A 26,779-nucleotide genomic window follows, 5' to 3' on the forward strand; every position below is an offset into this window, starting at 1 on the left:
TCATCCTGTTGTAGGTGTCGCCCTTTCCTGTATCCGGCGACTTTTTTTTGACCTGAACGGCGCAGCACGTTATGCGTCCCCCTGCTCCGTCCCACCTTCAGGTAAGGAGACATCGTGACTCCTTACTTAAAGCATAGCCAAGGCTGAGTTACCTCCGTTGGGAAAAATCTAACATTCGCGTTTACTCCTTGTATTACGCAAAAAAAAGGGGTGTTTCAACACCCCTTTTCTCATCTTGTGACGACTACGCCAGCTGTCTTAGCATGCGGCGGAGCGGCTCGGCGGCCCCCCACAGCAGCTGGTCACCAACGGTGAAGGCCGACAGATACTCCGGCCCCATGTTCAGTTTACGCAGGCGACCCACCGGGGTGGTCAGGGTGCCGGTAACGGCAGCCGGAGTCAGCTCACGCATGGTGATATCACGATCGTTCGGTACCACTTTGGCCCACGGGTTATGCGCGGCCAGCAGTTCCTCAACGGTCGGAATAGAAACATCTTTTTTCAGCTTGATGGTGAACGCCTGGCTATGGCAGCGCAGCGCGCCAACGCGAACGCACAGGCCGTCTACCGGAATCGGTGAGGCGGTCGCGAGAATTTTGTTGGTCTCCGCCTGGCCTTTCCACTCTTCACGGCTCTGGCCGTTATCCAGCTGTTTGTCGATCCATGGGATCAGGCTGCCCGCCAGAGGAACGCCAAAGTTGTCTACCGCCAGCTCGCCGCTGCGGGTCAACGAGGTGACCTTGCGTTCAATATCCAGGATCGCGGAAGCCGGATCCGCCAGCTCAGCCGCAACATGGCTGTGCAGCTGGCCCATCTGGGTCAGCAGCTCGCGCATATGCCGCGCACCGCCGCCGGAAGCCGCCTGATAAGTCGCCACGCTAACCCACTCAACCAGATCCTGAGCAAACAGGCCGCCGAGAGACATCAGCATCAGGCTGACGGTACAGTTGCCGCCGACAAAGGTTTTAACGCCGTTGTTCAGACCGGCGGTGATAACGTCCTGGTTCACCGGGTCGAGAATGATGATGGCGTCGTCTTTCATGCGCAGCGAAGAGGCGGCGTCAATCCAGTAGCCCTGCCAGCCGCTTTCACGCAGCTTCGGGTAAATATCGTTGGTGTAATCGCCGCCCTGACACGTGACAATAATGTCCAGCGCCTTCAGTGCTTCCAGGTCGAATGCATCCTGAAGCGTGCCACCGGTACTGCCACCAAAGGATGGAGCAGGCTGCCCCAGTTGGGAGGTGGAGAAAAAAACAGGGCGAATGGCATCAAAATCGCGCTCTTCAACCATGCGTTGCATGAGGACAGAGCCGACCATTCCGCGCCAGCCGATAAAACCAACATTTTTCATAACGTATTCCTGCGAGGTGTGTGCTGTTTGTTCCAGGCCAGTTTCCTACTGGTTAGTCCTTCACATTACAAAATGCAGCTAAAGTCGCAAGTGAAATTAATCAATGATTGCCAGGCAATCAGTAACGTAACTAATTTTGCATAGCGGCAGCCGTCGCTGGCCCCCCGGAATACCCTAATAATTATCAGGGAATTTATATCGCGAAGGAAATATTTTCCGCCGCTATTTTATTGATCAGGATTATGGATTACGGCAGAAATTCGGTTGTTTTACTCTTGCTAAACAAACCGGTTAAATCCAGGCGTGGCGCGGGTTTGTGAGCCGTATGACGTTTATCGTATTTCTGATAGTGGCAGATCGGGAGAGGGGTAAAGCTAGGGGTTTTCGATATAAGTAGAGCGGAAAAATTAACCCGGCATCGCCTCGCTCCGCCGGGTGTTTCACTTTGTCGTTTAGCTCAATAGCGTAAACGCAATCATGCCGACAATCGCCCCGACGGTGCCGAGGATGGTTTCCATCATCGTCCAGGTCTTCAGCGTTTGCGCTTCGGTCGCGCCGGTAAACTTACCGAACAGCCAGAAGCCCGCGTCGTTAACGTGGCTGACGACAATAGAGCCGCCGGCGATGCAGATAGAGAGCGCCGCCATCTGCGCGCCGCTGTAGTGCAGCTGTTCGATAACCGGCATCACCAGCCCAACGGCCGTCAGACAGGCAACGGTCGCGGAGCCCTGAATAATACGCACCGCCGCCGCCAGCACGAAGCAGGTGATGGCAATCGGCAGGCCCATACCGGTCAACGCTTCGCCGAGGGCAGGACCGACGCCAGAGTCGACCAGCACCTGTTTGAACACGCCGCCCGCACCGATGACCAGCAGGATAATGCCCGCAGGCTGGAGCGCATGACCGCAAATCTCCATCACCCGATCTTTGGCCATCCCCTGACGTACCGCAAGGCCATAGATAGCCACCAGGCACGCCACCAGAATCGCGGTAAACGGATGGCCGATAAACTCAAACCATTCGTAGGCGGTAGAGCCTTCCGGCACAAAGCGCGCGGCGATGGTTTTCAGGCCAACCAGCACCAGCGGCAGCAGAATCAGCGACAGGCTGAAGCCGAATGACGGCATTTTGCCTTCGCCGAGGTGCGGCTCGCTAATATCGTCCGGAATATGCAGCTCAACGTAACGGCTGATAAAGTTACCCCACAGCGGTCCGGCGATAATCATCCCCGGGATCGCGGCGCACAGGCCAATCAGGATCATCCAGCCAAAGTCGGCGTGCATCTGCGAGGCCAGCAGCATCGGCGCGGGCCCCGGCAGCAGGAACGCGGCCGCAGCGGCTACGCCAGCAAACAGCGGGATCACCAGCTTCACCAGGTTGGTGCCGGTGTGGCGCGCCATTGAGAAAGCCACGCTGATCAGCAGCACGATCGCCACTTCGAAAAACAGCGGCAGCGCGCAGATAAGTCCGGCCAGGCCTATCGCATAGTGGGCGCGATTGTGGCCGAAAGATTTCAGCATCTTAACGGCAATCTGGTCGACCGCGCCGGTTTCATGCAGGATCTTACCGAACATAGCCCCCAGCGCGACGACGATAGCCAGAAAGCCCAGCGTGCCGCCCATGCCTTTTTCCATCGTCGCCGCGATCTTGTCCAACGGCATGCCGGAAAAAAGCCCTGCTCCAATAGAAACCACCATCAAAGCCACGAAGGCATGCATACGCGCCTTCATCACTAAAAACAGCAGCAGCAAAACGGAGCCGACTGCTGTTAAAACAAGCGTTAATGTACTCACTATTTACTGCCTTTGTTGATCACCTCAATGGTGCTGGCGACCACGCCTTCCAATGACTGGTCGATATCGACGATTAAAACATCGTTTTCATCCGCGCCCGGTTCCTGCAGCGTTTCAAACTGCGTGACCAGCATCTGAGTTTTAAAGAAGTGGCCTTTACGCGCCTTCAGACGTTGTTCGATAACCTCGAAGTCGCCTTTCAGGTAGATAAATGAGAGGTTCGGGTTACCTTTACGCAGGATGTCGCGGTAGCTCTTTTTCAGCGCGGAGCAGACAATCAGCGACACTTTATTGGTACGCTGCATGGCAAACGCGGCATCGTTCAGCGCCTGCAGCCACGGGGTGCGGTCATCGTCATTTAACGGTTCGCCGGAAGCCATCTTGTTGATGTTGCTGCGCGGATGCAGAAAGTCGCCGTCGAGAAACGCGGCGTGCAGTTGATGCGCCACTTCGCTGGCGACAGCGGATTTGCCGCTGCCGGAAACGCCCATCAGGACATAGATGTGGTGATCATGGTTAGTCGTGCTCAAAGCTTCCTCCCACTGGACACATACGCGCAGCCTGGCAGCGTTTAACGGCGTGGAATACTGGCGTACAGGTTAATTGTTACGGGTAACTGTTATCGGTAACATTGTCATGCCGGAGTTGTGGAGAAGCAATAACCATTCGTGCCAGATGTGAATATGTGTGATCTACTTCAAATTTGTCAGTTTAAATAGATCCGCCCGGTGACAATGTGAAACCTAAATCTAACATCTTAGGCGTCACCGCTTCACCGCGAATACGCGCCAGCAGACGTTCAGCACCAATCCGCCCCATCCGCTCGCGCGGCGTCAGCACGCTGGCCAGGCGCGGCTCCATCACCTGGCCGATATCGTGGCCGTGGAAACCGGCAATCGCCATATCGTCAGGGATTTTAAGCCCCAGCCGCTGGCACTCAAACGCCGCGCCGACCGCAAGGTCATCGTTGGTACAGAAAATGCCGTCAAGCTGCGGATATTCGCGACGCGCCTGGCGCATCAGCTCAATCCCCGATGAATAAGAGGAAGACTGCTCAACCATCACGCTGTAGGGCGTCATTCCGGCATCAAGCATCGCTTGCTCATACCCCTTCTGTTTGATGATAGTACGTTCATCAAGACGTGCGCCAAGATAGGCAACGTGACGGTGACCATGATTGATAATCGCCGCGGTCATCTGCCGGGCCGCTTCAAAGTTATCAAAGCCGACGGCGATATCGAGGCACGGCGACTGGCTGTCCATCAGCTCCACAACCGGGATACCCGCCACTTCAATCATCTTCAGGGTGCGCGGCGTATGGGTTCGTTCGGTAAGGATCAGGCCGTCAATGTTCCAGGAAAGCATGGATTCCAGGCGTTTTTCTTCCATTTCCGGCTTATAGCCGTAGTGCGCCAGCATCGTCTGGTAACCGAAAGAGTCGGTCACGCTTTCAATACCGCGCAGCACTTCTGAGAAAACCTGGTTAGTTAACGAGGGCAGCAGCACGCCAATAGCGCGGCTGGTGGCATTCGAGAGGATGTCGGGGGCGCGATTAGGAATATAACCCAGTTCATCGAGAGCAACGGCAATCTTGCCACGCAGCGCTTCGGAAACCTGTTCCGGGTTACGTAAGTAGCGACTGACCGTCATTTTGGTCACGCCGACAAGATCGGCTACATCCTGAAGTACGGGTCTTTTCTTTTTCATCGTCCTGACTGCGATCAACGGGGAAACATTTTCTCAGTTTATCACGGACAAAGCGCAACCTTCCCTAACATCAGGGAAGGTTGCGCAATTTATTTAGACCCGATCGGAGAACGATCAGACGGGCGGCAGATCGAACAGCAGAATTTCGCTATCGCCGTCGGCGTGTACGGAAATCGCCTGCTCGTCCCAAATGGCCAGGCCATCGCTGGTGGTGGCCTTCGTCCCGTTGATGGTGACTTCACCTTTCACCACCTGGATCCACACCCGCCGTTCAGCGGCAATCTGGTGCACCGACTGCTCATCTTTCAGCAGCGCCCAGCGGTACAGTTCCATATCCTGGTACACCTTCAGCGAACCTTCGCGGGCATCCGGCGACAGCACCAGCTGTTTGCCCTGCGCGGCGTCAAAGCGGCGCTGTTCGTAGCGCGGCGTGATGCCATTTTTTTCCGGCATAATCCAGATCTGGTACAGATGCAGTTTTTCCGTGTTGCTTGGGTTGTACTCCGAGTGACGAATCCCGGTACCCGCGCTCATGATCTGGAACTCACCCGCCGGCACCTGCTCTTTATTCCCCATGCTGTCCTGGTGCTCAACGGCCCCTTCCAGCACGTAGGTCAGGATTTCCATGTCCTTGTGCGGATGGGTACCGAAGCCCTGGCCTGCATCAATCACGTCGTCATTGATCACCCGCAGCGCCGAGAAGCCCATAAAGTTAGGGTCGTAATAGTTCGCGAAAGAGAAAGTATGCCAGGAATCCAGCCAGCCGTGGTTAGCGTGGCCGCGTTCGTTAGCTTTGCGTAAGTAGATCATGTTGCACCCCCGTATGTTTTCGATGGGATAAGTGTGGACCCAATCCCCTGGCGATCATAGAGGGTGAAAATTGACTCCTCTGTTCAAAAAATATGAACGAGTGCAGAGGAGCCATGAGGGCTTATCGGGTAAGGGTAATCGTAGCTGGAGATGGCTGTTCAAAGCCGCGTTCGAGGATCTCCAGATTCGTGAGAACGTCAGATTCCTTGACGAAATTTGGCTGACCGTTAACGAGGGTTTCATACAGCGAATCATAGACCCGCCCATAGTCGCCGGTTTCAAGCGGGATCTCTTCCCGTACGGTTTCGCCCGCCTCATTGACGTACTCCAGCAGACCAACCGTCTCGTCCGCGCCGAATCCCGGCTCGCCCGGCATAATATTGGCCTTCAGGCTGGTCTCCTGCTGGTCGATACCGTATTTAATAAACGACCCTTTATGACCATGGACGATGAATTTTGGATAGGGCAGCTTCACCAGATGGCTGGTTTTGACAATCGCCTTCAGGTTGCCGTAGAACAGCTGGGCCTCAAAGGTATCGTCCGGATTGGCCTTGTTACGCAGGCTACGGATGTCGTAAGAGACATGGTCCGGGCGACCGAACAGGGAGATAATTTGGTCCAGGGTATGGACGCCCAGGCCGTAAAACGTGCCGTCCTGAGGCAGGCCGGGTTTCCCTCCATCTACCGGGCGATAGTTGTCAAAATGGTTTTCAATCTCGACGATCTCGCCCAGCTTTCCGCTCTCAATCACTTTCTTCGTGGTCAGGAAGCAGGAGTCGAAGCGACGATTCTGGTACGGCGTGACCGTCAATCCCTTGCTTTTCGCCAGGGCGAATAGCGTTTTTGCCTCATCAAGGGTCGGGGTAAAGGGCTTTTCGACCAGTACATTTTTGCCCGCCTCCAGCGCCCGTTTGGCATAGGCAAAATGGCTGTCCGCGTGGGTGCACACAATCACCAGCTTGACCTGCGGATCGTTAAGCACTTCGTCGAGGTCGCTGGTGAAGTGAATATGCGAGTATACCGGTGCCTGTTCCTCTGGCTTTGCGCTGCGGCGAAAGATATGCGCCACGTGCCAGCGGTCTTTTCGGTGCAGGACATAGGGAAGATGGTAGCGGGTGGTGCTTTTGCCGAATCCAATAAATGCGCAGTGCAAAGTCATAACGCGGTCCTTTGTTAGGTCTCTGCTATTAACCATAGCGCAAGCTGGCTGCGAACTTAACCCCTTCAATAAGTGTGCCAAATTCTTAAATGTAAAATTTAACGCTCAAATTCATTGACCCTACGGCCTAAATTCTGGATAAGAGGGCCCTCGGGAAAAGAACGTTTTTTATCCAGCGCGTAGGAACATGACGCCGCATCGCGCTCGCCGTTTCCCAAAACACGATGACTAAAGGAGTAGCCATCTCGTTCGTATGGAAAGCAAGTATATCGCCCTGAATAGCGCCCTTCTCTTTTGGCTGCTTGGCCTGATGGCCTGGTGCTGCGAATCCACGTATCTGGCCTGGCTATCGGGCTCTTTCTCCTTGTCATCTTTCGTTTTTCATTTTCAATATCATCGGATTAACCATATGTTTAAAAAGAATAAAAACGTTGAAGCGACGCCACAGACGGTGGCTACGCCGGTACTCAACAGCGCATCCCCGTTAGCCGTTTCCCGCAAACCTGCCGCCACGGTTATCGCCAGCGGCATCCGCTTTGACGGCAATATTATCGCCGAGGGAGATGTCGATATTTACGGTACCGTAAGCGGCAATATCGACGCCGAAGAGAGCCAGATTAAGATTATGGCCGGAGGCCTGGTCGAGGGAAATATCACCTGCCGCGAGCTGATTATCGACGGCTGCATCCTCGGCCAGTGCCGCAGCGAGACGATTGAAATCGATAAGAACGGCCAGGTCACCGGCACGTTGGCCTACCGCACGCTGGCCATTAACAAGGGCGGCGTTTTTTCCGGCCAGGCAGAAGTGCTGCCGCCGGTCGCGGAAAAGAACAACGTGGTGGGATTCATCACAGATACCGCGGTAGAAACGAAAGAGAGAGCGGAAGCGCATACTGCCGAAGCGGCGCAGTAGCGTCTTCGGGTGCAGGCTGAAAAAAAAGCAAAAAAAAGCCAGCACCCGGCTGGCTAAAGTAATACTGGAAGCAATGTGAGCAATGTCGTGCTTTCAGGCTTTCCGCAAGGGTCTCCCTGAATGCAGAGCAATAATAATCATTCTCATTCGCAATTGTCCACCTCTTTTTGCAAAAAATAGGCGTTGCTCCCTTTTTTAAAGTCAGCGATCTTTAAGGGGACGATTAACCCAAAAAGGAAAATGAAGAATGAGCGACATAGTGATACGTCACGCCGAGCCACGGGATGCTGAACCTTTACGCCAGATAACTGCGCATCCGGAGGTCTATCACGACACGCTACAGCTCCCTCATCCTTCTATGGAAATGTGGCAGGAACGCCTGCTACCGAAACCCGGTAGCCGTCATCTGGTCGCGACAATCGACGAACAGGTGGTGGGCCACCTCAGGCTCAGCATCGAACCCAGCCCTCGTCGCAGCCACGTGGCGACCTTTGGCGTCAGCGTTGCCGCGCAGGCGCACGGCCGTGGCGTAGGCAGCGCGCTGATGCGAGAGATGATTAATCTCTGTGATAACTGGCTGCGCGTCGATCGTATTGAATTAACCGTGTTTACGGACAACCCATCCGCGATGGCGCTTTACCGCAAATTTGGCTTTATTGTAGAAGGGACCGGCAAGCAATACGCCCTGCGCAACGGCGAATATGTCGATGCCTACTTTATGGCGCGGCTGAAGGGGTGACGCTCAACTAACCCTCTCCCGGCAGGGAGAGGGTCGGAGTGAGGGTAAACCTAATACCCTGCCGTTAAATCATCCGGGGAACGCGGATCGGATGCGCCGTACAGCGTGCCGTCCGGGCCAACCATAATACTCTGGGTGCTGCCCATCGCCTCTTTCACCGCCACTTTCTGCCCTTTGCTCTCCAGCAGCTTCAGCGTATCCGGGCTAAATCCCTTCTCTACACGCAGTTCGTCCGGCAGCCATTGATGATGGAAGCGCGGGGCGTTGGTGGCTTCCGCGACGTTCATTCCGAAATCAATGGTATTCACCACCATCTGCAGGACGGTGGTGATAATGCGGCTGCCGCCGGGGCTACCGGTCACCAGCCAGGTTTTGCCATCTTTCACCACAATCGTTGGCGACATCGACGACAGCGGACGTTTTTTCGGCTCGACGGCGTTGGCGTCACCGCCCACCAGCCCGTAGACGTTTGGCACGCCGGGTTTAGCTGAGAAATCATCCATCTGATTATTCAGCAGAATGCCGGAGTTCCCCGCCACGATGCCGGTTCCAAAGGTCGTATTCAGCGTATAGGTCACGGCAACGGCGTTACCGTCCTTATCCACCACCGAGAAATGGGTAGTCTGATTGCTTTCATACGGCGCCAGCTTACCGGGGCGAATCTGGCTCGACGGCTTCGCCTTATTGATATCAATCTGCTCAGCAATCGATTTGGCGTACGCTTTGCTGGTCAGCGCCTGCCACGGCACCTTGACGAAGTCCGGATCGCCAAGGTATTCCGAACGGTCGGCATAGGCGTGCTTTTCGGCTTCCGCCATCACCTGCATGGCGTCGGCGCTGCCGAAGCCGTACTTATGCATATCGAAGTTTTCGAGGATATTCAGGATCTGCACGATATGAATGCCCCCGGACGATGGGGGCGGCATTGAGAACACCTGATAGCCGCGATACTCGCCGCTCACCGGCGTACGTTCGACCGCCTTGTAATTCGCCAGATCCGCTTTGGTGATAAGCCCGCCGTTATTCTTCATCTCAGCGGCAATCTGGTCGGCAATCGCGCCTTTATAGAAGGCATCCGGCCCCAGCTCGGCAATCAGCTCCAGGCTTTTCCCCAGCTGTTTTTGCACCAGCTTATCGCCCTTTTTCAGCGGCTCGCCGTTTTTCCAGAAGATAGCCCGGCTGTTGGCATGGTCGGGGATCACTTCGCTGCCGTAGGTTTTCAGGTCGTCGGCCAGCGCATCATTTACCGTGAAGCCCTCTTCGGCCAGCTTAATCGCCGGGCGAATCACTTTGTTGAGCGGCATCGTGCCGTATTTTTCCAGCGCGAGGGAGAAGCCGGCGACGGTGCCCGGCGTGCCGGAAGCCAGATGCGAGGTCAGCGATTTCTTGCTGTCCGGGTTGCCCTGATCGTCGAGAAACATATCCCGGGTGGCCTGTTCCGGGGCCATCTCGCGGAAGTCGATCGCCGTGGTATTACCGTCTTTGGTTCGCAGCATCATAAACCCGCCGCCGCCGATATTACCGGCCTGCGGATGGGTGACCGCCAGCGCGTAGCCCACCGCCACGGCGGCATCGACCGCGTTGCCGCCCTGACGCAGAATATCCACACCTACCTTCGTTGCCAGCGCGTCCACCGAGGCCACCATCCCCTGCTGAGCGCGGACCGGGTGAAATACATCTTCCTCTACGCCATAAGATACCGGCGGAGGGGCGGGATCTGCCGCGACGGTAAAACTGCCGCCCGCCAGCAACGCAGCGATGACCACCTGACGCCAGAGCGTTGTTTTTATCATTGTCATACTCCTGAATGATGTTTTTATTTACCCATAATCCTGGATGATAAGTCTTAAAAAATCATTGTTGCGCCGGAAAGGGAGTAAACTTAAGCGATCCCACGAAGTGAGGAGAGAACAATGAAAGCAATGTTATATCTGGCGGCGCTGCTGCCGCTGAGCGTCATGGCGCAGCCGATCAATATCGACAATAACCCCAATCAGCCGGGGTACGTGGTGCCCAGCCAGCAGCGAATGCAAAATCAGATGCAGACCCAGCAAATGCAGCAGCAAAACAATCTTAAGCAGAGTATTCAAAGCCAGTCGCGCGCGCAGCAGCAGCATCTTCAGACGCAGTTGAATAACGATCGGCAGCGGGTACAGCAGAATAACAATCTGACCCGTGAGCAGCCTCTCCCTAACACCAACGTTGGGATGCTGCAGCGCCAGACGACCCCGTAAGGGCCGCCTGACGCAGAAGCGGATTACGCCGGGAAGTTGGGGCCGATGACGTCAATCGCATCGGTGCAGATGCTGTCCACGCCCCAACGCAGCAGCTCGGCGGCGCGCTGCGGTTTGTTCACGGTATAGACCAGAATATGCAGGCCCGCGGCCTTCAGGCTCGCCACGCGCGCTTCATCCAGCAGCTTATGGTTGAGGTGAATAGAGACGCAGCCGAGACGCGCGGTCAGTTCGCGCCAGTCGTTGCGCCACTCATCCAGCAGCAGCCCGCGCGGCAGTTCGGGCACCGCCTCCTGCGCGGCTTCCAGCGCATCAACGTCAAACGATGAGAGCAGCGGCGGTGTCATTCCCTGCCACAGCTCACGCGCCGCCAGCGCCACCGCTTTGCCGGTCAGCGGCCCGGTGCCGGTGGTCGGTTTAATTTCGATATTGGCCATCATGCCGTGCTGACGGCAGCGGTCGGCCACCTCGCTCAGCAGCGGCAGCGGCTCGCCTTTGAACTCACCGCTGTACCAGCTGCCGGCATCCACTTTTAGCAGATCGTTCCACGCCAGTTCGCCCGCCACGCCCCAGCCGTTGCTGGTGCGTTCGAGATTGTCATCGTGCAGTAAAAAAATCTGCCCGTCTTTCGATAACTTAGCGTCAAACTCAATCATCGTATGGCCGTAACGAGCGCCGGTATCGATGGCCGCCAGGGTATTTTCCGGGGCCAGTTTACCGCCGCCGCGGTGGGCGACGATATGAGGATAAGGCCAGTGACTCATGCGCGTTGTCCTGTTTCACTATCAAAAAGATGCAGACTTTCCTGCGGCAGATGCAGCCACAGGGTGCTGCCCGCCTGCGGACGCTGCTGGTGCGGCAGCCGGACCACCAGCTTTTGCTCGCCCCAGCGCCCGTGGGCGAGGTTATCGGCACCTAAAATTTCCAGCGTATCCATCACCAGCGGTACGCCACCTTCCGCCTCGGAGCTTAATGCAAAATGTTCCGGACGGATACCCAGGGTCATCTTACGCCCGGCATAGCGGCGATGCTCGCTGTTGATGGGTAAAAGCATCCCGCCCTCAAGCTCGAAGCGGCTACCGTCGTCGCTGACCCGGCCTTCCAGCAGGTTCATTGCCGGGCTGCCGATAAAGCTCGCCACAAAGCGGCTGGCCGGTTTTTCGTAGACCTCGACCGGCGTACCAATCTGCTCGGCGATGCCTTTATTCATCACCATCACCCGCTGCGCGAGGGTCATGGCTTCCACCTGATCGTGCGTCACGTACAGCGAGGTGGTTTTCAGCCGACGGTGCAGCTGCTGCAGCTCCAGACGCATCTGCACGCGCAGTTTGGCATCGAGGTTGGAGAGCGGCTCATCAAACAGGAATACCGCCGGGTCGCGCACGATAGCCCGCCCCATCGCCACGCGCTGGCGCTGGCCGCCGGAGAGTTCGCGCGGACGGCGCTTCAGCAGGCCATCCAGCTCCAGAATGCGCGCCGCTTCCTGGACACGTTCGGCAATTAATCCTTTACCTAAACCGCGAATTTTCAGGCCCCACGCCATATTCTCTTCCACGCTCATATGCGGGTAGAGGGCGTAGTTCTGGAACACCATCGCAATACCGCGATCTTTCGGTTCCATTTCGGTGACGCGCTTGCGGTCGATCCAGATATCACCGCTGGTGACCCGCTCCAGGCCCGCCACCATGCGCAGCAGGGTTGATTTTCCGCAGCCCGAGGGACCCACCATCACAATAAATTCGCCGTCCGCGACGTCCAGCGTCAGCGGCTGGATCACCTGGGTTTTGCCATCCCAGCTTTTGGTTACTGCCTGTAGCTTAAGTCCTGCCATTTTATTTCTCACTATCCACTAAACCACGCACAAACGCGCGCTGCATGGCTAAAACGATGACAACCGGAGGAATCAGCGTGAGCAGCATCGCCGCCATCACCTGATTCCACTGCGTGGTACCCTGGCCGATGGCGATCATCCCTTTAATGCCCGCGACCGCCGTGCCGAGATTCACATCGGTAATGATCAGCAGCGGCCACAGATACTGGTTCCAGCCGTAGATAAAGGTGATGACGAACAGCGCCGCCAGGTTGGTTTTCGACAGCGGCAGCACGATGTCGCGGAAGAAGCGCATCGGCGACGCGCCGTCGATACGTGCGGCCTCTATCAGCTCGTCCGGCAGGGTCATAAAGAACTGGCGGAACAGGAAGGTGGCGGTCGCCGAGGCCATCAGCGGCAGCGTGAGCCCGGCATAGCTGTCGAGCATTTTCAGGTTGGCGATCACTTCCACCGTCGGGAAAATACGCACCTCAACCGGCAGCATCAGCGTGATGAAAATCATCCAGAAGAACAGGTTACGCAGCGGAAAACGAAACCAGACGATGGCGAAAGCGGAGAGCATCGAGACCGTAATTTTGCCTACCGTGATGCCGAAGGCCATGATGAAGCTGTTGAGCATCATTAGCCAGAACGGCGCGCTATTGGCCCCTACGCCGTTCACCCAAATAAATTTCATGTTTTCGAGCAGATGGCCGCCGGGAATCAGCGTCATCGGCGTATCAAAGACCGCTTTACTGTCCAGCGTCGCCGCGACAAAGGCGACATACAGCGGAAACAGAATGACCGCGATCCCTAAAATCAGCATGGTATGGCTGAAAATCGTCAGCCCGCGTCGATTCTCAATCATTGGTAGCGCACCTTTCGTTCAACGTAGCGGAACTGCACCACCGTCAGAATGATGACGAGGAACATCAGCACCACCGACTGGGCGGCGGAAGCGGAAAGGTCGAGCCCGGCAAAACCTTCACGATAGATCTTATAAATCAGCGTTGTCGTCGCCTGAACCGGCCCGCCGCCGGTTGCGGCATCGATAACCGGGAAGGTATCAAAGAAGGCGTATACCAGGTTCACCACCAGCAGGAAGAAGCTCACCGGGGCGATCAGCGGCAGCGCCAGCCTGAAGAAGCGGCGAACCGGGCCGGCGCCGTCAATCGCGGCGGCTTCTACCAGCGAGCGGGGAATAGATTGCAGCGCGGCGAAGAAGAACAGGAAGTTGTAACTAATCTGCTTCCAGACCGAGGCGAAAACCACAAGGAACATCGCCTGACCGCTGTTCTGCGCGTGGTTCCAGTCGTAGCCCATCTCACCGAGGAGATGCGTAATCAGCCCGCGTCCGGGGTTGAACAAGAAGATCCATAGCACCGCCGCCACCGCGGGCGCAACGGCATAGGGCAGGAGCATCAGCGTCTGATAAAAGCGGCTGCCGCGCACCACGTAATCCACCAGCGCGGCGAAAAACAGCGAGATCAGCAGGCCGCTGACGGTAACCATCGTGCTGAACTTAATGGTGGTCCAGAAGGAGTCCAGGTAGTACGGGTCCTGGAAGAGGGCTAAAAAGTTATCCAGGCCAACAAACTGGCTGGAGAGCCCAAACGGATCGACGCTCTGCAGTGAATACCACAGCGCTTCGCCCGCGGGCCAGATAAAAAAGATGACGGTGATAACCAGCTGCGGCGCGACCAGCACATAGGGCAGCCAACGCGAGCGGAACACCGGACGGGATGATGACATAGTTAAACTCTGAGTTGGTTTCCCCTCATCCCGGCCCTCTCCCTAAACGGGCGAGGATGAAAAGACGGCTCCGGGCGATCCCCTCTCCCCGACGGGGAGAGGGTGAGGGGCTGGCTATAAGATTACGACCTGGTTGACTGCTCGAAACGGCGCAGCAGCTGATTACCGCGCTCAACCGCGGCGTCCAGCGCCTGCTGAGGCGTTTTCTTCCCGGTCCATACGCTTTCCAGTTCTTCATCCACGATGGTACGAATCTGCGGCATATTGCCCAGGCGCAGACCTTTGGTGAACGGCAGCGGCGGCTTGTTCAGCATCTGGCGCGTCGCGATATCGGCACCGGGGTTCTTATCATAGAAGCCCTGTTCGCGGGTCAGGTTATAGGCGGCGGTGGTAATCGGCAGATAGCCGGTTTTCTGATGCCATTCGGCGGCGTTTTCCGGCTTAGTCAGGAAATCGAGGAATTTGGCGACGCCGGTATAGGTTTCTTTGTCTTTACCCTGCATCACCCACAGGCTGGCCCCGCCGATAATGGCGTTTTGCGGCGCGCCCTTCACGTCGGCGTCGTACGGCATCATCCCTACGCCATAGTTGAACTTCGCGTACTGGCGAATATCCGCGAGGGAGCCGGAAGAGGCGGTGGTAATGGCGCAGTCGCCGTTATAGAACTTCTCGGTGGATTCGTCTTTACGCCCGAAGTAGCTGAAGTCGCCTTTCTTGTTCAGTTCTTCGAGCAGAGCGATATGCTTCACCTGCTCCGGCTTGTTGAACTCCAGTACCGCATCGGTACCGTCGAAGCCGTTGTTTTTGGTCGCCACCGGCAGGCCGTGCCAGGCGCTGAAGTTTTCAATCTGAATCCAGCCCTGCCAGCCGCTGGCGTAGCCGCATTTCATCCCGGCGGCTTTCAGCTTCGCGGTATACGCCGCCAGATCCTGCCAGGTTTTCGGCGGCTGTTCCGGATCTAATCCGGCTTTTTTAAAGGCGTCTTTGTTGTAGTACAGCACCGGCGTGGAGCTGTTAAACGGCTGGGAGAGCAGATGGCCGGTTTTGGAGTCGGTGTAATATCCGGAGACGGTTGGCACGAACTGCGTTTCATCAAACTGAATGCCCGCATCGCTGAACACCTGATAGACCGGCTTAATCGCCTTCGAGGCCATCATCGTCGCGGTGCCGACTTCGTAAACCTGCAGAATAGCCGGCGCGTTGCCGGTACGGAAGGCGGCGATGCCGGCGCTCAGGCTCTGCTCATAGTTGCCTTTATACACCGGAACAATTTTGTAGTCCGGGTTGGCTGCGTTGAAACGTTGCGCCAGTGAATCAACTTCTTTCCCCAACTCCCCTTCCATCGAGTGCCAGAACGGGATAGTGGTTACCGCCAGGGCTTGTCCGGCAAATGCCAGGCTGAGCGCCAGTCCTAAAGCTGTATGTCGTAACGATATCATCGGTTATCTCTCTTGTTGTTCCGGATGCGCGATTTCACGCGTTTTATGTTCGCGGGGGTAACATGACATGCTCGAATGACAGAAAAATAACTATTGCATTACAAAAATATTACAATAAATTGGCAAAAACATGATGAAACGGTGAAAAAAAAGTGGCAGGGAAATGGCAAAGCGAAAAAGAGAGGTGGTGCAGGCTACAGATAAGCGGGGATCTGTAGTTAAATAGGGGGCGTTAAACAGCACTCTCCGGCGAGCCGTCATAAGGAAAAATATGAAGACGCTTCATAAACCTACCGAACGCGTTTTACTCATTCTGGAAACCTTAGCCAACGCAGACGGAATGACGCTTTCCGAGCTATCGCTCAAAACGGATATTTCGAAGGGAACCATTTTCCCGATCCTCAAATCGCTGCAGTACCGGAAATATATCAGCCACGACGATCGCAACGGCATATATACGCTGGGGATCTCGTGCGCGGTTCTGGCCAGCTCAACGGTGGAAAAAGAGTTCTGGCTGAAAACGATCAATAGCGAAATGCACGCGGTGGTCAATGAATGCAATGAAGTTTGCCAGCTCGGCATTCTGGATGACGCCTGGGTGCTCTATGTTGATAAAGTTCAGGGCGACCAAACCGTGCAGCTGGTCTCTAAGGTAGGGACTCGCCTTCCGGCGATCTGCTCTGCCCTGGGCAAGGCGCTGCTGCATAAGCACCGCGACGAAGAGATCCTGGAGCTCTATCCGCAGGGTTTTCCTTCCGTTACCGCCCGCAGCGTAACGAATATGGCTCAGCTTCGTCAGCAGCTGGAATGGGTCGCCGCCAACGGTTATGCCATGGACGATCGGGAAATCAACGACGATACCATCTGCTTTGCCGTCCCCCTGCTGCAGAAAGGCATTATTCTGGCGGCGATCAGCGTCTCATTGCCCTCTTTCCGCGCCAGCGATGAAAAAACGCAGCAGGTTATTCGCGCGTTAAAAGAGGCAAAGGGTCGTATCGAAAGCGTGCTGAATAAGCTGCCTGATATTAAAAATTACTGATTTATTCGCCCACGATGCCGTCGGAATTGTGATTACCCACACAATACCGATATTTAATGATCCGCCGTGACGCCCGTCTCTTCTGCATAATTCCCCATCTATTCATTGATTTAATCAATTATCCGCACGACTTTGGCGCCATTTGACTTCACGTCGATGGCGTGTTTACTTATGCTTAATCGCAAATACAAACAGTGTTTGTATATACGAACAACAAAGAGGTTGAATATGCAAAGTCGTTACATCACCCCGGCAATAACGGTTTTTGATGAGCAGGGCAGGCTGGATCCTGACGGAAATTTTCGCCTGTACGATTTTATTAAAAACAGCGTATCGGGATTTGTCGTCATGGGCAGTACCGGCGAGTTTTTCTCGCTGGATATGAAAACATCCCGTCAGATAATTCAAATGGCGGCAGAGTTCCCGCGCGAGGGAATAAAGGCCTATGCGGGTACCAGCCGCATGGATATTGACGAGTGCGTAGAGCTGGCAAACTATGCAGATGAGTGCGGGCTGGATGGCGTCATGATTATCAGCCCGTGGTACTTCCGCCTGACTGATGAAGGCATTTATACATTTTATAGCCAGATTGCCCGCCGCACCGCCGCCAAAATATTCATCTATAACTTTCCGGAGCGCACCGGCTATTCCGTCTCGCCGGAGGTCTGTTTACGACTCGCCAGCGAGTTCCCAAATATTGTCGGTCTTAAAGACACCATTCCGGACACCAATCACACGTCGCAGGTGATTCGCCAGGTAAAATCTGAACTACCGTATTTTGAAGTCTATGCCGGTTATGACAATAACTTCGCGCACAATGTCCTGGCGGGGGGCGATGGATGTATTGGCGGGTTATCCAATATTTGCCCTGAAATATTCCGCGACTGGATGCAGGCATTTAACGATAACGATATGCAGCAAATTTCGCGGTATCAGCAAAAAGTGGATAGGTTAATGGATATTTACGCGGTTAACGATCCGTTCATTCCAACATTTAAAAAAGCGTTACAGCTGCGCGGAATTATTCAGTCCGACCGCTGCACGCCACCGTTTAGCTCGCTCGCCACCTGCCAGACCGAAAGTATTCTGCGGATACTTTCCCGCGCTGGTATTGAAATTAATGCCTGACCCCCACGCGGAGGTATTATGAAAACCATCACAGCTTACGACAATCCGGCCCTCAATTCCGCGATTACCAAATCATGGAAGCGCCTGGTGCCACTGATGTTTATTTTGTACTTCATCGCCTTTATCGACAGGGTGAACGTGGGATTCGCCAAAGAGGCGATGCAGGTGGATATTGGGCTCTCCAATTCCGCCTTCGCCCTCGGCGCGGGGATCTTTTTCGCCGCCTATGCGCTGTTTGGTATTCCCGCTAACCTGATTCTGAATAAAATCGGCGCGCAAAAATGGTTAAGCATCACCACCGCGCTGTGGGGCGTTCTCTCTGCCCTCACCGGACTGGTGCAGACGGAAACCCAGTTTATTGTTCTGCGCTTTTTACTGGGGTTAGGCGAAGCCGGTTTTTATCCCGGTATTCTGCTGCTGGCCTCCATCTACTTTCCCAATAAAGTTCGCGCCTCCGTCGTCGGTATCTTCGTGCTCGGCGTGCCGCTGGCATTAACCTTAGGCTCGCCCATCTCCGGGGCGCTTCTGGAAATGCACGGCTTCCTCGGCAAACCCGGCTGGTTCTGGATGTTCTTTATCGAAGGCATTCCGGCGGTCATCATGGGGATCTTCGCCTGGTTCTGGCTTGATGATACGCCGGCCAAAGCGCGATTCCTGAACGACGAAGAGAAAAAAGCGCTGATTGCTCAGCTTCAGCAGGAGCAGCGGCAGACGGAAACCAGCAGCGTCGGCACCGCCCTGAAAAGCCTGAAAGTCTGGCACCTGGCGCTGATCTACGGCACCATCCAGATCAGCGTTTACGGGCTGATGTTCTTCCTGCCTTCGCAAGTCGCCTCGCTAATGGGCTCCACCCTCGGCTTTAAGGAGTCGCTGGTCGCCGCCATTCCGTGGGCCTGCTCCGCCGTCGGCGTCTATTACATTCCGCGTCTGGCGGACAAAATGCCGGCCCGTCGGGTGCTGATTTCAGTCATCTGTATGCTGGCGGCGGCGCTGGGGCTGTTTGTTTCTGCCTGGTCCGGCCCGGTACTCGCCATTGCCGCGCTCTCGCTGTCGGCCATCGGCTTCCTCTCAGTGCAACCTATCTTCTGGACTTTCCCGGCGCAGATTGTGTCAGGCTCGGCGCTGGCCGCCAGTATCGGCTTTTGCACCACCATGGGCGCATTTTGCAGCTTCCTCGCGCCGCTGATTCGCGTTGAGGTCGATGCCTTCTTCGGCAACGATTCGGCGGGTCTGGTCGCCCTGTCGCTCATCACCGTCTGCTGCGCGCTGCTGATTGCCGCCCTTGCCGGCAGAAAAGCGACAAACGGCGTCGCGGTCCCCCATCACTAAGTCCTGATGCGCTTATAACAAAGGATAATGAACATGCAGACCATCTTAAAAATTGACCCTACCGATAACCTGATCGTTGCGCTGCAGGACTTACGCAAAGAGCAGCGGGTTCACTGGAACGATGAAGCCTACGTTCTGCGTAGCGATGTCAAAGCCAAACATAAATTCGCCACCGAGGATATTGCGCCCGGCGATATCGTGTCGCTGTACGGCGTTCCGGTCGGCAAAGCGACGCGCCCCATCACCCGCGGCGAAGCCATTACCACTGAGAATATCAAACACTACGCGGCCCCGGTTTCGCTTGACGACGTCGCGCCCTATGACTGGCAGCAGCCGGATGTTTCCGCCTGGCAGCAGCGGACTTTCAAGGGCATAGTTCGCGAAGATGGCCGGGTCGCCACCGCGAACTACTGGCTGGTCATTCCGCTGGTATTCTGTGAAAACCGCAACGTTCAGCGCGTCACCGATGCGCTGAACGACGCCCTCGGCTACGCCAATAACGGCCTGAAAAATTTTGCTCGCCAGGTGACGTCGGCAGGAGCATTAAACGATACCCGGCATCTGCCCTTCCCGCATCTTGACGGCATCCGCTGTATTACCGTCAATTCCGGCTGCGGCGGCGCCACCTCGGACAGCATGACGATGTGCGACGTGCTGGCCGCCTATTCCGATCATCCCAACGTTCTTGGCGTGACGGTCTTTGCCCTCGGCTGTGAAAAAGCGCGGATTGTTGATTTCAACGCCGCGCTGGCGAAGCGCAACCCGAATTTCAACAAACCGATTATTTACTTCAGACAGCAGGACTGGAGTAGCGAAGAAAAAATGATGCAGGATGCGTTGACTGAAACCTATAACGCGATCCGCGAAGCCCCCGTCGCCGAGCGGCAGGACGTCCCGCTCTCCCACCTCAAAATCGGCGTGAAGTGCGGCGCTTCTGACGGGTTCTCGGGGATCAGCGCTAACCCGGCGATGGGCGAAGTGTCGGATCGTCTTGTCGCCCTCGGCGGCGCGTCGGGGCTGGCGGAATTCCCCGAGCTGTGCGGCGCTGAAGGGGATATCGTGCAACGCTGCGCGACCCGCGAGCTGAAAGAGAAGTTTTTGTCGCTGATGAAAAACTATGAGCATGTCGCGAACTTCTTCGGTACCACCATCGCCGATAATCCCAGCCCGGGAAACATTGCCGATGGGCTGATCACTGACGCCATCAAATCCGCCGGCGCGGCGAAAAAAGGCGGCAGAGCGCCGGTAAGCGCGGTATGCGACTACGCCGAACCGATGGGAGAAAGCGGCCTTTCGCTGGTCTGCACGCCGGGCAACGATGTGGACGCGGTAACGGGCCTGGTCGCGGCGGGGTGCAACGTGGTGATCTTCTCAACCGGGTTAGGTACGCCGACGGGGAACCCTATCGTTCCGGTGCTTAAGGTTTCAACCAACTCCGCGCTGGCGAAAAAGATGCCGGATATTATCGATTATGACTGCGGGCCGATTATCGAAGGCACGCCGCTGGCGGACATCGCCGACGGCCTGTTTGAGAAAATCATCGCCACCGCCAGTGGGACCTGGCGCACCAAAGCGGATGCGCTCGAACAGTATGATTTTATGCTGTGGAAACGCTCTCTGGAACTGTAGTAGCCAAGTAAAACGCCCGGCAGATGCCGGGCGTTTTGTCTTCACTACCCGCCCAGATAGGCGCTGCGTACCGCTTCATTCGCCAGCAGCGCGTCGCCGGTATCCTCAAGCACCACGTGGCCGTTTTCCAGCACGTAGCCGCGGTCGGCCAGCTTCAGCGCCTGGTTGGCGTTCTGCTCGACGAGGAAGATAGTCATCCCCTGCTCGCGCAGCTGTTCGATGGTATCGAAGATTTGCTGAATGATAATCGGCGCCAGACCGAGCGAAGGCTCATCCAGCAGCAGCAGGCGCGGCTGGCTCATCAGCGCGCGCCCGATAGCCAGCATCTGCTGCTCGCCGCCGGACATGGTGCCCGCCCGCTGAACCCGGCGCTCATGCAGGCGCGGAAACAGCTCATACACCCATTTGATGCGGGTCTGGAACTGGTCGCGGTCGGCAAAAAAACCGCCCATCGCCAGGTTCTCTTCCACCGTCATCCGCGAGAAAACGCGGCGCCCTTCCGGCACGATCGCCACCGCTTCGCGCATGATTTTCGCCGTCTGCCAGTCGGTAATATCTTTACCGTCGAAAACCACGCGGCCGCTGGAGGCGCGCGGGTCGCCGCACAGGGTACCCAGCAGCGTGGTTTTCCCCGCGCCGTTGGCGCCAATCAGGGTGACAATCTCTCCCTGATTGATATGCAGACTGACGTTGTGCAGCGCCTGGATTTTGCCGTAATGCGCGCTGACGTTGTCAAAAGATAACATCACTTTTTCCATCTTATGCGTCACCACCATTATGCTTCACCTAAATAGGCGCGGATCACGTCCGGGTTGTTGCGGATCTCTTCCGGCGTACCGTTGGCCAGCGGCGTGCCCTGGTTTACCACGTAAATACGATCGGAAATGCCCATCACCAGCTTCATATCGTGCTCAATCAGCAGGATGGTGGTGTTGTGATGGCTGCGCAGCTCGACGATTAGCTCGTCCAGCTCTTTGGTCTCTTTCGGGTTTAGCCCCGCCGCGGGCTCATCCAGCATCAGAATTTCCGGCTGGGTCACCATACAGCGGGCAATCTCCAGACGGCGCTGGTCACCGTAGGCCAGGTTACTGGCCTGCCGGTTGGCATGCTCAAGCAGGCCAATACGTTCAAGCCAGGTCGCGGCGCGGTCCAGCGCTTCGCTCTGGGCGCGGCGGAAGGACGGCGTCTTCAGCAGGCCGGAGAAAACCCCGGTTTTCAGCTGCTGATGCTGCGCCACCAGCAGGTTTTCAATCACCGTCATTTCGCGGAACAGACGCACGTGCTGGAACGTTCGCACTACGCCCATACGGGCAATCTGCTGGCCCGGCAGCCCTTCCAGATGCTGGTCGCGCAGCATAATGGTACCGCCGGTTGGCTTATAGAAACCGGTCAGACAGTTAAAAACGGTGGTTTTGCCCGCGCCGTTAGGGCCGATAAGCGAAACGATTTCCCGCTCGCGCAGCTCCAGCGACACGTTGTTGACCGCCAGCAGGCCGCCAAAACGCATCATCAGACCGTTTACGGATAATAATGGCTGACTCATGCCTGCTCTCCTTCTTTGGCCTGCCCATTTTTCAGCTTCAGCTGCGGACGGGTCATCGGCAGAAGCCCCTGCGGACGCCAGATCATCATCAGTACCATCAGCGCACCCAGCATCAGCATGCTGTATTCATTGAAATCACGCATCAGCTCGCGCGAGACCACCAGCAGAACCGCCGCCAGGATCACCGCGAACTGGGAGCCCATACCGCCGAGAACCACAATCGCCAGCACAAAGGCCGACTCGGCGAAGGTAAAGGATTCCGGGCTGACGAAGCCCTGACGGGCGGCGAACAGAGTGCCGGCAAAACCGGCAAACGCGGCGCTAATGGTAAAGGCGGTCAGCTTGATGCGCGTCGGGCTGAGGCCCAGCGAGCGGCAGGCAATCTCATCTTCACGCAGCGCTTCCCACGCGCGGCCCAGCGGCATACGCAGCAGGCGGTTAATCACGAACAGACTTAACACCACCAGCAGCAGAGCGACCAGGTAGAGGAAAATCACGCGATCGGAGGGATCGTACTTCACGCCGAAGAAGTTGCTGAACGTATCCCAGCCGCCTTCGCGGGCGCTGCGGCTAAATTCAAGGCCGAACAGCGTCGGTTTCGGGATCTGGCTGATGCCGTTCGGGCCACCGGTTATTTCGGTGTTGTTAAGCAGCAGGATGCGCACGATTTCGCCAAAGCCAAGCGTGACAATCGCCAGATAGTCGCCGCGCAGGCGCAGGACCGGGAAGCCAAGCAGGAAGCCCGCCGCCGCCGACACCAGCCCCGCCAGCGGCAGGCAGGTCCAGAAGCCCAGACCGTAATAGTGGTTCAGCAGCGCGAAGGTGTAGGCGCCGATGGCGTAGAAACCGCCGTAGCCCAGCACCAGCAGGCCGGAAAGCCCCACCACCACGTTAAGGCCCAGGCCGAGGATGATATAGATCATCGTCAGGGTAGCGATATCCACCGTCCCGCGCGACACCATAAACGGCCACGCCACGGCGATAACCAGCAGGGCGATCAGGAACAGCTTCTGTTTTACCGTCGAACCGTCGATAGCCGGCAGAATAAACTTCGGCCCGGAGACGTTCTTCATGGTTTTCTGGAAAATGGGACGCAGCAGCTGGAAGAAGAAAACCACTGCGGTACCGATATAGATCCACTGCCAGCGGATATCGGCGGCGGTATCCACCACCAGCTTCGTGCCGTCCAGCTCCAGCTGCACGCCCATAAAGACGCCCGCCAGGATAAAGAACATCACCGCGGACAGCAGCGCCATCGCAAAATGCATCGGTTTCATACTTTTTCTACCTCCGGACGGCCCAGGATACCGGTAGGCATCACCAGCAGAACCAGGATCAGCAGCGCGAAGGAGACCACGTCTTTATATTCCGTACTGAGATAGGCAGAAGAGAGCGCTTCGGCGATACCGAGGATCAGCCCGCCGATCATCGCCCCGGGAATGCTGCCGATGCCGCCCAACACCGCGGCGGTAAAGGCCTTCATCCCGGCCATAAAGCCGATGTACGGGTTGATTACGCCGTAGAACTGACCGAGCAGAACGCCGGCAACCGCCGCCATTGCCGCGCCGATCACAAACGTCAGCGCAATCACCCGGTCGGTGTTAATCCCGAGCAGGCTGGCCATTTTCAGGTCTTCAGCGCAGGCGCGGCAGGCGCGCCCCATGCGGGAATAGCGGATAAAGAGCGTCAGCGCCAGCATGGCGATAAACGTCACCACCCAGATAACCAGCTGCATGGTGGTGATAGTAGCGGTGAAGTTATCGCTGCTGCCTACCGTCCACTGGCCGTTGAACAGGCTCGGCAGCGCGACATCGCGCGAACCTTCCGTCAGGCTGACGTAGTTTTGCAGGAAGATGGACATCCCGATGGCGGAGATCAGCGCAATCAGGCGTTTTGAGCTGCGCACCGGCCGATAGGCCACGCGTTCGATACTCCAGCCGTAGGCGCTGGCAATCACGATAGCGCCGACGAATCCGGCGGCAACCAGCAGCCAGCTGGTATCGATACCCATCATCATCAGGGCGGCAATGATCATGAAGGAGACGTAGCTGCCAATCATATAGACCTCGCCGTGGGCGAAGTTGATCATGCCGATAATGCCGTACACCATGGTATAGCCGATGGCAATCAGCGCATAGGTGCTTCCCAGCGTGACGCCGTTAAACATCTGCTGCAGAAAATAGAGAAACTGCTCGGACATAAGGTAACCTTTTTCTACCCGCCCGCTTTGCACGGGCGGTGGGATAACTTGTCTTATGGCTTATTTCGCGAGGGTGGATGACCCGTCCGCGTGCCACTGGAAGACACCAAATTCAAATCCCTTCAAATCGCCTTTTTCGTCCCAATTCAGCGGCCCAATCACGGTTTTCGCGCCGTGAGCTTTTAGATCTTTGATTAAATCCAGCGGCTCCTGGCTTCCGGCCCGGTCCATCGCCTGCGCCAGCGACTGCACGGCGGCGTAGGTGATCCAGACATACGGACCACTCGGGTCTTTCTTCTCGGCTTTGAGCGCGTCAACGATAGCGCTGTTGGCCGGGTCCTGGTCATAGCGTTTTGGCATCGTCACCAGCATGCCTTCCGCCGCATCGCCCGCGATGTTGGACAGCGACGCGTTACCCACGCCTTCCGGGCCCATAAACACGGTTTTCAGGCCCACGGAGCGCGCCTGGCGCAGCATCTGGCCCATTTCCGGGTAGTAGCCGCCGTAGTAAACGAAGTCGATATTCTCTTTTTTCAGGCGCGCCAGCAGCGCGGAGAAGTCTTTTTCACCGGCGGTAATGCCGTCGAAGAAGACGATATTCGCGCCGCCTTTTTTCAGGCTCTCCTGGACAGAACGCGCAAGGCCTTCGCCGTACTGCTGCTTATCATGAATGATAGCAATACGCTGCGGCTTGACGGTTTCCATGATGTATTTTGCGGCGGTTGGCCCCTGCGAAGAGTCCAGACCGGCGGTACGCATGATGTACTGATAGCCGCGCTGGGTCAGCTCCGGGTTGGTCGCGCCCGGGGAGATCATCAGAATGCCTTCATCTTCATAGATATCGGATGCCGGCTGGGTGGAAGAAGAGCAGAGGTGGCCGATAACGTACTGAATGCCGTCATTGACGATTTTGTTCGCCACCGCAACGGCCTGTTTCGGGTCGCAGGCGTCATCGTACTCCACGGCAACCAGCTTATCGCCCTTGATGCCGCCCTGGGCATTAATATCTTTGATCGCCTGGCGCGCGCCGTTGAATTCCATATCGCCCCACTGGGCTACCGGGCCAGACATCGCGCCAACAACGGCGACCTTAATATCTTTGGCAAAAGCCGCCTGGGACATCGCCAGTGCGACTAACCCCGCGATAACCGTTTTCGCGTTCCTTTTCATGCTGCAGAACCCCGTTCGTGATGTGGTGTAAATATTTTGTATTTTTATGGTTAAAAAGCATTCTGTACTTTTATTAAACAACGCTACTTTTACCATTATCTTTAATGGTTTAGCGAGGTTTTTTGCCTGAATACAGAGTAAAATCTCTATTTTTCAGGCGATTAAGCAAAGATAATATTCTGTATTTGCTGGAAGATAAACAAAAAAAGTCCAGTAAACAGCATAAAATAACGATACATAAGGCGGAATAAAACGCTACATATCAGGTTAAAATTCTGCTTATTTTTCGATCCATGATGAATTGCTCTACCCTGCTCCTTCCAGGAAAACGAATCCCCTGATGAACAGGCAAAAAACGGCGCTCCGCCTGGCAGGGAATTTGGATACACTAACGCCTCTGTTTTGACTGGACCCTCGCGTATGAAACTGACCATTATTCGTTTACAGCACTTCAGCGATCAGGATCGCATCGACTTAGGTAAAATCTGGCCGTCGCAGGATCTTGCGGCGCTGGCTCTGGATGAAAGCCATCGTATTTATGCCGCCCGCTTCAATGAGCGCCTGCTGGCCGCGGTTCGCGTAACGCTAAACGGCGTTGAGGGCGAACTCAGCGCGCTGTGCGTGCGTGAAGTGACCCGCCGTCGCGGCGTCGGACAGTATTTAGTGGAAGAGGTGCTAAGGGATAACCCGGAAATCAGCAGCTGGCGCATCGCGGATGCCGACGCGGAAGACCGCGGCGTGATGGCGGCGTTTATGCAGGCGCTGGGCTTTAACGCGCAAAACGGCGGTTGGGTAAAAAAGCAATAAATCGGCGAAAGAAGGCTGAACATTCCCGGATTGCGGCGTAACGCCTTATCCGGGCTACAAAAAACCAGACCGCACCAGCCTGTAGCCCGGGTAAGCGCAGCGCGACCCGGGAAGAAACCGAACCAATGCATCAACCCCGGCGCATTCCCCGGGTTGCGGCGTAACGCCTTACCCGGGCTACAAAAAACCAGACCGCACCAGCCTGTAGCCCGGGTAAGCGCAGCGCG

The 26,779-nt window shown here is 56.3% G+C and carries 25 protein-coding genes; 8 read left to right on the forward strand and 17 right to left on the reverse strand.

Annotated elements, in window-relative coordinates; all coding sequences use genetic code 11:
• Nucleotides 1–244: 244 nt before the first annotated feature.
• The 6 genes from asd to ABLU88_RS18895 all read right to left on the reverse strand — a co-directional run bounded on the left by asd (nucleotide 245) and on the right by ABLU88_RS18895 (nucleotide 6,820).
• Nucleotides 245–1,351: an aspartate-semialdehyde dehydrogenase gene (gene asd / locus ABLU88_RS18870; RefSeq protein ID WP_004854992.1), complete on the reverse strand. Its 1,107-nt coding sequence runs from the start codon at nucleotides 1,349–1,351 to the stop codon at nucleotides 245–247.
• 452 nt (nucleotides 1,352–1,803) lie between these two features.
• Nucleotides 1,804–3,144 carry a gluconate transporter gene (gene gntU, locus ABLU88_RS18875; RefSeq protein ID WP_014227075.1) on the reverse strand — a complete coding sequence of 447 codons (1,341 nt, stop codon included), beginning with the start codon at nucleotides 3,142–3,144 and terminating at the stop codon, nucleotides 1,804–1,806.
• Nucleotides 3,144–3,674, reverse strand: a complete 531-nt coding sequence (gene gntK, locus ABLU88_RS18880) for a gluconokinase (protein ID WP_004854998.1) — start codon at nucleotides 3,672–3,674, stop codon at nucleotides 3,144–3,146. The genes gntU and gntK overlap by 1 nt, the downstream gene beginning before the upstream one ends.
• Nucleotides 3,675–3,855: 181 nt before the next feature.
• The gene (gntR, locus tag ABLU88_RS18885; RefSeq protein ID WP_004106498.1) at nucleotides 3,856–4,851 is read right to left on the reverse strand and encodes a gluconate operon transcriptional repressor GntR; all 996 of its coding nucleotides are present in this window, start codon (nucleotides 4,849–4,851) and stop codon (nucleotides 3,856–3,858) included.
• Between the two features lie 114 nt (nucleotides 4,852–4,965).
• On the reverse strand, nucleotides 4,966–5,661 hold the full coding sequence (locus tag ABLU88_RS18890; protein ID WP_004855003.1) for a pirin family protein: 696 nt from the start codon (nucleotides 5,659–5,661) through the stop codon (nucleotides 4,966–4,968).
• 121 nt (nucleotides 5,662–5,782) lie between these two features.
• On the reverse strand, nucleotides 5,783–6,820 hold the full coding sequence (locus ABLU88_RS18895; RefSeq protein ID WP_122116817.1) for an oxidoreductase: 1,038 nt from the start codon (nucleotides 6,818–6,820) through the stop codon (nucleotides 5,783–5,785).
• A 253-nt stretch (nucleotides 6,821–7,073) separates the two neighbouring features.
• Between ABLU88_RS18895 and ABLU88_RS18900 the strand changes: the two genes are divergently transcribed.
• Nucleotides 7,074–7,733, forward strand: coding sequence for a polymer-forming cytoskeletal protein (locus ABLU88_RS18900; RefSeq protein WP_102803177.1), 660 nt, complete (start codon nucleotides 7,074–7,076; stop codon nucleotides 7,731–7,733).
• Nucleotides 7,734–7,980: 247 nt separating this feature from the next.
• Complete coding sequence (gene yhhY, locus ABLU88_RS18905) at nucleotides 7,981–8,472, forward strand: N-acetyltransferase (RefSeq protein ID WP_025107856.1); 492 nt, start codon at nucleotides 7,981–7,983, stop codon at nucleotides 8,470–8,472.
• A 50-nt stretch (nucleotides 8,473–8,522) separates the two neighbouring features.
• Here the strand turns inward: yhhY and ggt are convergent, their stop codons facing one another.
• Nucleotides 8,523–10,265, reverse strand: a complete 1,743-nt coding sequence (ggt, locus tag ABLU88_RS18910) for a gamma-glutamyltransferase (RefSeq protein ID WP_032694233.1) — start codon at nucleotides 10,263–10,265, stop codon at nucleotides 8,523–8,525.
• A gap of 120 nt (nucleotides 10,266–10,385) precedes the next feature.
• On the opposite strand from ggt, the gene ABLU88_RS18915 reads away from it, so the two are divergent.
• Nucleotides 10,386–10,706 (forward strand): DUF2756 family protein, encoded by a 321-nt coding sequence (locus ABLU88_RS18915; RefSeq protein ID WP_348837573.1) that lies wholly within the window; start codon nucleotides 10,386–10,388, stop codon nucleotides 10,704–10,706.
• Nucleotides 10,707–10,729: 23 nt separating this feature from the next.
• Here ABLU88_RS18915 and ugpQ read toward each other — a convergent pair whose 3' ends face one another.
• From ugpQ to ugpB, 5 genes are all read right to left on the reverse strand, one after another.
• Nucleotides 10,730–11,470 carry a glycerophosphodiester phosphodiesterase gene (gene ugpQ / locus ABLU88_RS18920; protein ID WP_014227082.1) on the reverse strand — a complete coding sequence of 247 codons (741 nt, stop codon included), beginning with the start codon at nucleotides 11,468–11,470 and terminating at the stop codon, nucleotides 10,730–10,732.
• Complete coding sequence (locus ABLU88_RS18925; protein ID WP_025107858.1) at nucleotides 11,467–12,537, reverse strand: sn-glycerol-3-phosphate import ATP-binding protein UgpC; 1,071 nt, start codon at nucleotides 12,535–12,537, stop codon at nucleotides 11,467–11,469. Before ABLU88_RS18925 ends, ugpQ begins: the two co-directional genes overlap by 4 nt.
• Before the next feature lies 1 nt (nucleotide 12,538).
• Entirely contained in the window at nucleotides 12,539–13,384 is an 846-nt protein-coding gene (gene ugpE / locus ABLU88_RS18930; protein WP_004116045.1) for a sn-glycerol-3-phosphate ABC transporter permease UgpE, read from the reverse strand.
• Nucleotides 13,381–14,268 carry a sn-glycerol-3-phosphate ABC transporter permease UgpA gene (ugpA, locus tag ABLU88_RS18935; RefSeq protein ID WP_004126134.1) on the reverse strand — a complete coding sequence of 296 codons (888 nt, stop codon included), beginning with the start codon at nucleotides 14,266–14,268 and terminating at the stop codon, nucleotides 13,381–13,383. The genes ugpE and ugpA overlap by 4 nt, the downstream gene beginning before the upstream one ends.
• A 122-nt stretch (nucleotides 14,269–14,390) precedes the next feature.
• The gene (ugpB, locus tag ABLU88_RS18940) at nucleotides 14,391–15,707 is read right to left on the reverse strand and encodes a sn-glycerol-3-phosphate ABC transporter substrate-binding protein UgpB (protein WP_004855028.1); all 1,317 of its coding nucleotides are present in this window, start codon (nucleotides 15,705–15,707) and stop codon (nucleotides 14,391–14,393) included.
• A gap of 271 nt (nucleotides 15,708–15,978) precedes the next feature.
• On the opposite strand from ugpB, the gene ABLU88_RS18945 reads away from it, so the two are divergent.
• The 4 genes from ABLU88_RS18945 to ABLU88_RS18960 all read left to right on the forward strand — a co-directional run bounded on the left by ABLU88_RS18945 (nucleotide 15,979) and on the right by ABLU88_RS18960 (nucleotide 20,832).
• Nucleotides 15,979–16,746, forward strand: a complete 768-nt coding sequence (locus tag ABLU88_RS18945) for an IclR family transcriptional regulator (protein ID WP_014839703.1) — start codon at nucleotides 15,979–15,981, stop codon at nucleotides 16,744–16,746.
• Nucleotides 16,747–16,974: 228 nt separating this feature from the next.
• Nucleotides 16,975–17,874, forward strand: a complete 900-nt coding sequence (locus ABLU88_RS18950) for a dihydrodipicolinate synthase family protein (protein WP_348837578.1) — start codon at nucleotides 16,975–16,977, stop codon at nucleotides 17,872–17,874.
• An 18-nt stretch (nucleotides 17,875–17,892) separates the two neighbouring features.
• On the forward strand, nucleotides 17,893–19,203 hold the full coding sequence (locus ABLU88_RS18955) for an MFS transporter (RefSeq protein WP_009654269.1): 1,311 nt from the start codon (nucleotides 17,893–17,895) through the stop codon (nucleotides 19,201–19,203).
• 33 nt (nucleotides 19,204–19,236) lie between these two features.
• Entirely contained in the window at nucleotides 19,237–20,832 is a 1,596-nt protein-coding gene (locus ABLU88_RS18960; RefSeq protein WP_014839706.1) for an altronate dehydratase family protein, read from the forward strand.
• Nucleotides 20,833–20,876: 44 nt separating this feature from the next.
• On the opposite strand, the gene livF is transcribed toward ABLU88_RS18960, so the two are convergent.
• Genes livF through livK form a run of 5 tightly spaced genes read right to left on the reverse strand, consistent with a single transcriptional unit; the run spans nucleotide 20,877 to nucleotide 25,745 of the window.
• Nucleotides 20,877–21,590, reverse strand: coding sequence for a high-affinity branched-chain amino acid ABC transporter ATP-binding protein LivF (gene livF / locus ABLU88_RS18965; protein WP_004126158.1), 714 nt, complete (start codon nucleotides 21,588–21,590; stop codon nucleotides 20,877–20,879).
• A gap of 17 nt (nucleotides 21,591–21,607) precedes the next feature.
• Nucleotides 21,608–22,375, reverse strand: coding sequence for a high-affinity branched-chain amino acid ABC transporter ATP-binding protein LivG (gene livG, locus ABLU88_RS18970; RefSeq protein WP_004855045.1), 768 nt, complete (start codon nucleotides 22,373–22,375; stop codon nucleotides 21,608–21,610).
• The gene (gene livM / locus ABLU88_RS18975) at nucleotides 22,372–23,652 is read right to left on the reverse strand and encodes a branched chain amino acid ABC transporter permease LivM (RefSeq protein ID WP_025107864.1); all 1,281 of its coding nucleotides are present in this window, start codon (nucleotides 23,650–23,652) and stop codon (nucleotides 22,372–22,374) included. Before livM ends, livG begins: the two co-directional genes overlap by 4 nt.
• Nucleotides 23,649–24,575, reverse strand: coding sequence for a high-affinity branched-chain amino acid ABC transporter permease LivH (gene livH, locus ABLU88_RS18980; protein WP_014227088.1), 927 nt, complete (start codon nucleotides 24,573–24,575; stop codon nucleotides 23,649–23,651). Before livH ends, livM begins: the two co-directional genes overlap by 4 nt.
• Before the next feature lie 60 nt (nucleotides 24,576–24,635).
• Nucleotides 24,636–25,745, reverse strand: coding sequence for a high-affinity branched-chain amino acid ABC transporter substrate-binding protein LivK (gene livK / locus ABLU88_RS18985; protein WP_014227089.1), 1,110 nt, complete (start codon nucleotides 25,743–25,745; stop codon nucleotides 24,636–24,638).
• A gap of 420 nt (nucleotides 25,746–26,165) precedes the next feature.
• Between livK and panM the strand changes: the two genes are divergently transcribed.
• A complete protein-coding gene (gene panM / locus ABLU88_RS18990) occupies nucleotides 26,166–26,552 on the forward strand; it encodes an aspartate 1-decarboxylase autocleavage activator PanM (RefSeq protein ID WP_348837583.1) in 387 nt (128 codons plus the stop codon).
• The last annotated feature ends 227 nt before the right edge of the window (nucleotides 26,553–26,779 follow it).

The organism is Klebsiella sp. GW_Kp182 (assembly GCF_040062275.1).
Classification (GTDB): Bacteria; Pseudomonadota; Gammaproteobacteria; order Enterobacterales; family Enterobacteriaceae; genus Klebsiella; species Klebsiella michiganensis.

Bases quoted from the DNA above. Each gene is read 5' to 3' on its own strand.
- asd (WP_004854992.1), bottom strand. From the start codon at position 1,351: ATGAAAAATGTTGGTTTTATCGGCTGGCGCGGAATGGTCGGCTCTGTC.
- gntR (WP_004106498.1), bottom strand. From the start codon at position 4,851: ATGAAAAAGAAAAGACCCGTACTTCAGGATGTAGCCGATCTTGTCGGC.
- ABLU88_RS18890 (WP_004855003.1), bottom strand. From the start codon at position 5,661: ATGATCTACTTACGCAAAGCTAACGAACGCGGCCACGCTAACCACGGC.
- ABLU88_RS18895 (WP_122116817.1), bottom strand. From the start codon at position 6,820: ATGACTTTGCACTGCGCATTTATTGGATTCGGCAAAAGCACCACCCGC.
- ABLU88_RS18900 (WP_102803177.1), top strand. From the start codon at position 7,074: ATGGAAAGCAAGTATATCGCCCTGAATAGCGCCCTTCTCTTTTGGCTG.
- yhhY (WP_025107856.1), top strand. From the start codon at position 7,981: ATGAGCGACATAGTGATACGTCACGCCGAGCCACGGGATGCTGAACCT.
- ggt (WP_032694233.1), bottom strand. From the start codon at position 10,265: ATGATAAAAACAACGCTCTGGCGTCAGGTGGTCATCGCTGCGTTGCTG.
- ABLU88_RS18915 (WP_348837573.1), top strand. From the start codon at position 10,386: ATGAAAGCAATGTTATATCTGGCGGCGCTGCTGCCGCTGAGCGTCATG.
- ugpQ (WP_014227082.1), bottom strand. From the start codon at position 11,470: ATGAGTCACTGGCCTTATCCTCATATCGTCGCCCACCGCGGCGGCGGT.
- ABLU88_RS18925 (WP_025107858.1), bottom strand. From the start codon at position 12,537: ATGGCAGGACTTAAGCTACAGGCAGTAACCAAAAGCTGGGATGGCAAA.
- ugpE (WP_004116045.1), bottom strand. From the start codon at position 13,384: ATGATTGAGAATCGACGCGGGCTGACGATTTTCAGCCATACCATGCTG.
- ugpA (WP_004126134.1), bottom strand. From the start codon at position 14,268: ATGTCATCATCCCGTCCGGTGTTCCGCTCGCGTTGGCTGCCCTATGTG.
- ugpB (WP_004855028.1), bottom strand. From the start codon at position 15,707: ATGATATCGTTACGACATACAGCTTTAGGACTGGCGCTCAGCCTGGCA.
- ABLU88_RS18945 (WP_014839703.1), top strand. From the start codon at position 15,979: ATGAAGACGCTTCATAAACCTACCGAACGCGTTTTACTCATTCTGGAA.
- ABLU88_RS18950 (WP_348837578.1), top strand. From the start codon at position 16,975: ATGCAAAGTCGTTACATCACCCCGGCAATAACGGTTTTTGATGAGCAG.
- ABLU88_RS18955 (WP_009654269.1), top strand. From the start codon at position 17,893: ATGAAAACCATCACAGCTTACGACAATCCGGCCCTCAATTCCGCGATT.
- ABLU88_RS18960 (WP_014839706.1), top strand. From the start codon at position 19,237: ATGCAGACCATCTTAAAAATTGACCCTACCGATAACCTGATCGTTGCG.
- livF (WP_004126158.1), bottom strand. From the start codon at position 21,590: ATGGAAAAAGTGATGTTATCTTTTGACAACGTCAGCGCGCATTACGGC.
- livG (WP_004855045.1), bottom strand. From the start codon at position 22,375: ATGAGTCAGCCATTATTATCCGTAAACGGTCTGATGATGCGTTTTGGC.
- livM (WP_025107864.1), bottom strand. From the start codon at position 23,652: ATGAAACCGATGCATTTTGCGATGGCGCTGCTGTCCGCGGTGATGTTC.
- livH (WP_014227088.1), bottom strand. From the start codon at position 24,575: ATGTCCGAGCAGTTTCTCTATTTTCTGCAGCAGATGTTTAACGGCGTC.
- livK (WP_014227089.1), bottom strand. From the start codon at position 25,745: ATGAAAAGGAACGCGAAAACGGTTATCGCGGGGTTAGTCGCACTGGCG.
- panM (WP_348837583.1), top strand. From the start codon at position 26,166: ATGAAACTGACCATTATTCGTTTACAGCACTTCAGCGATCAGGATCGC.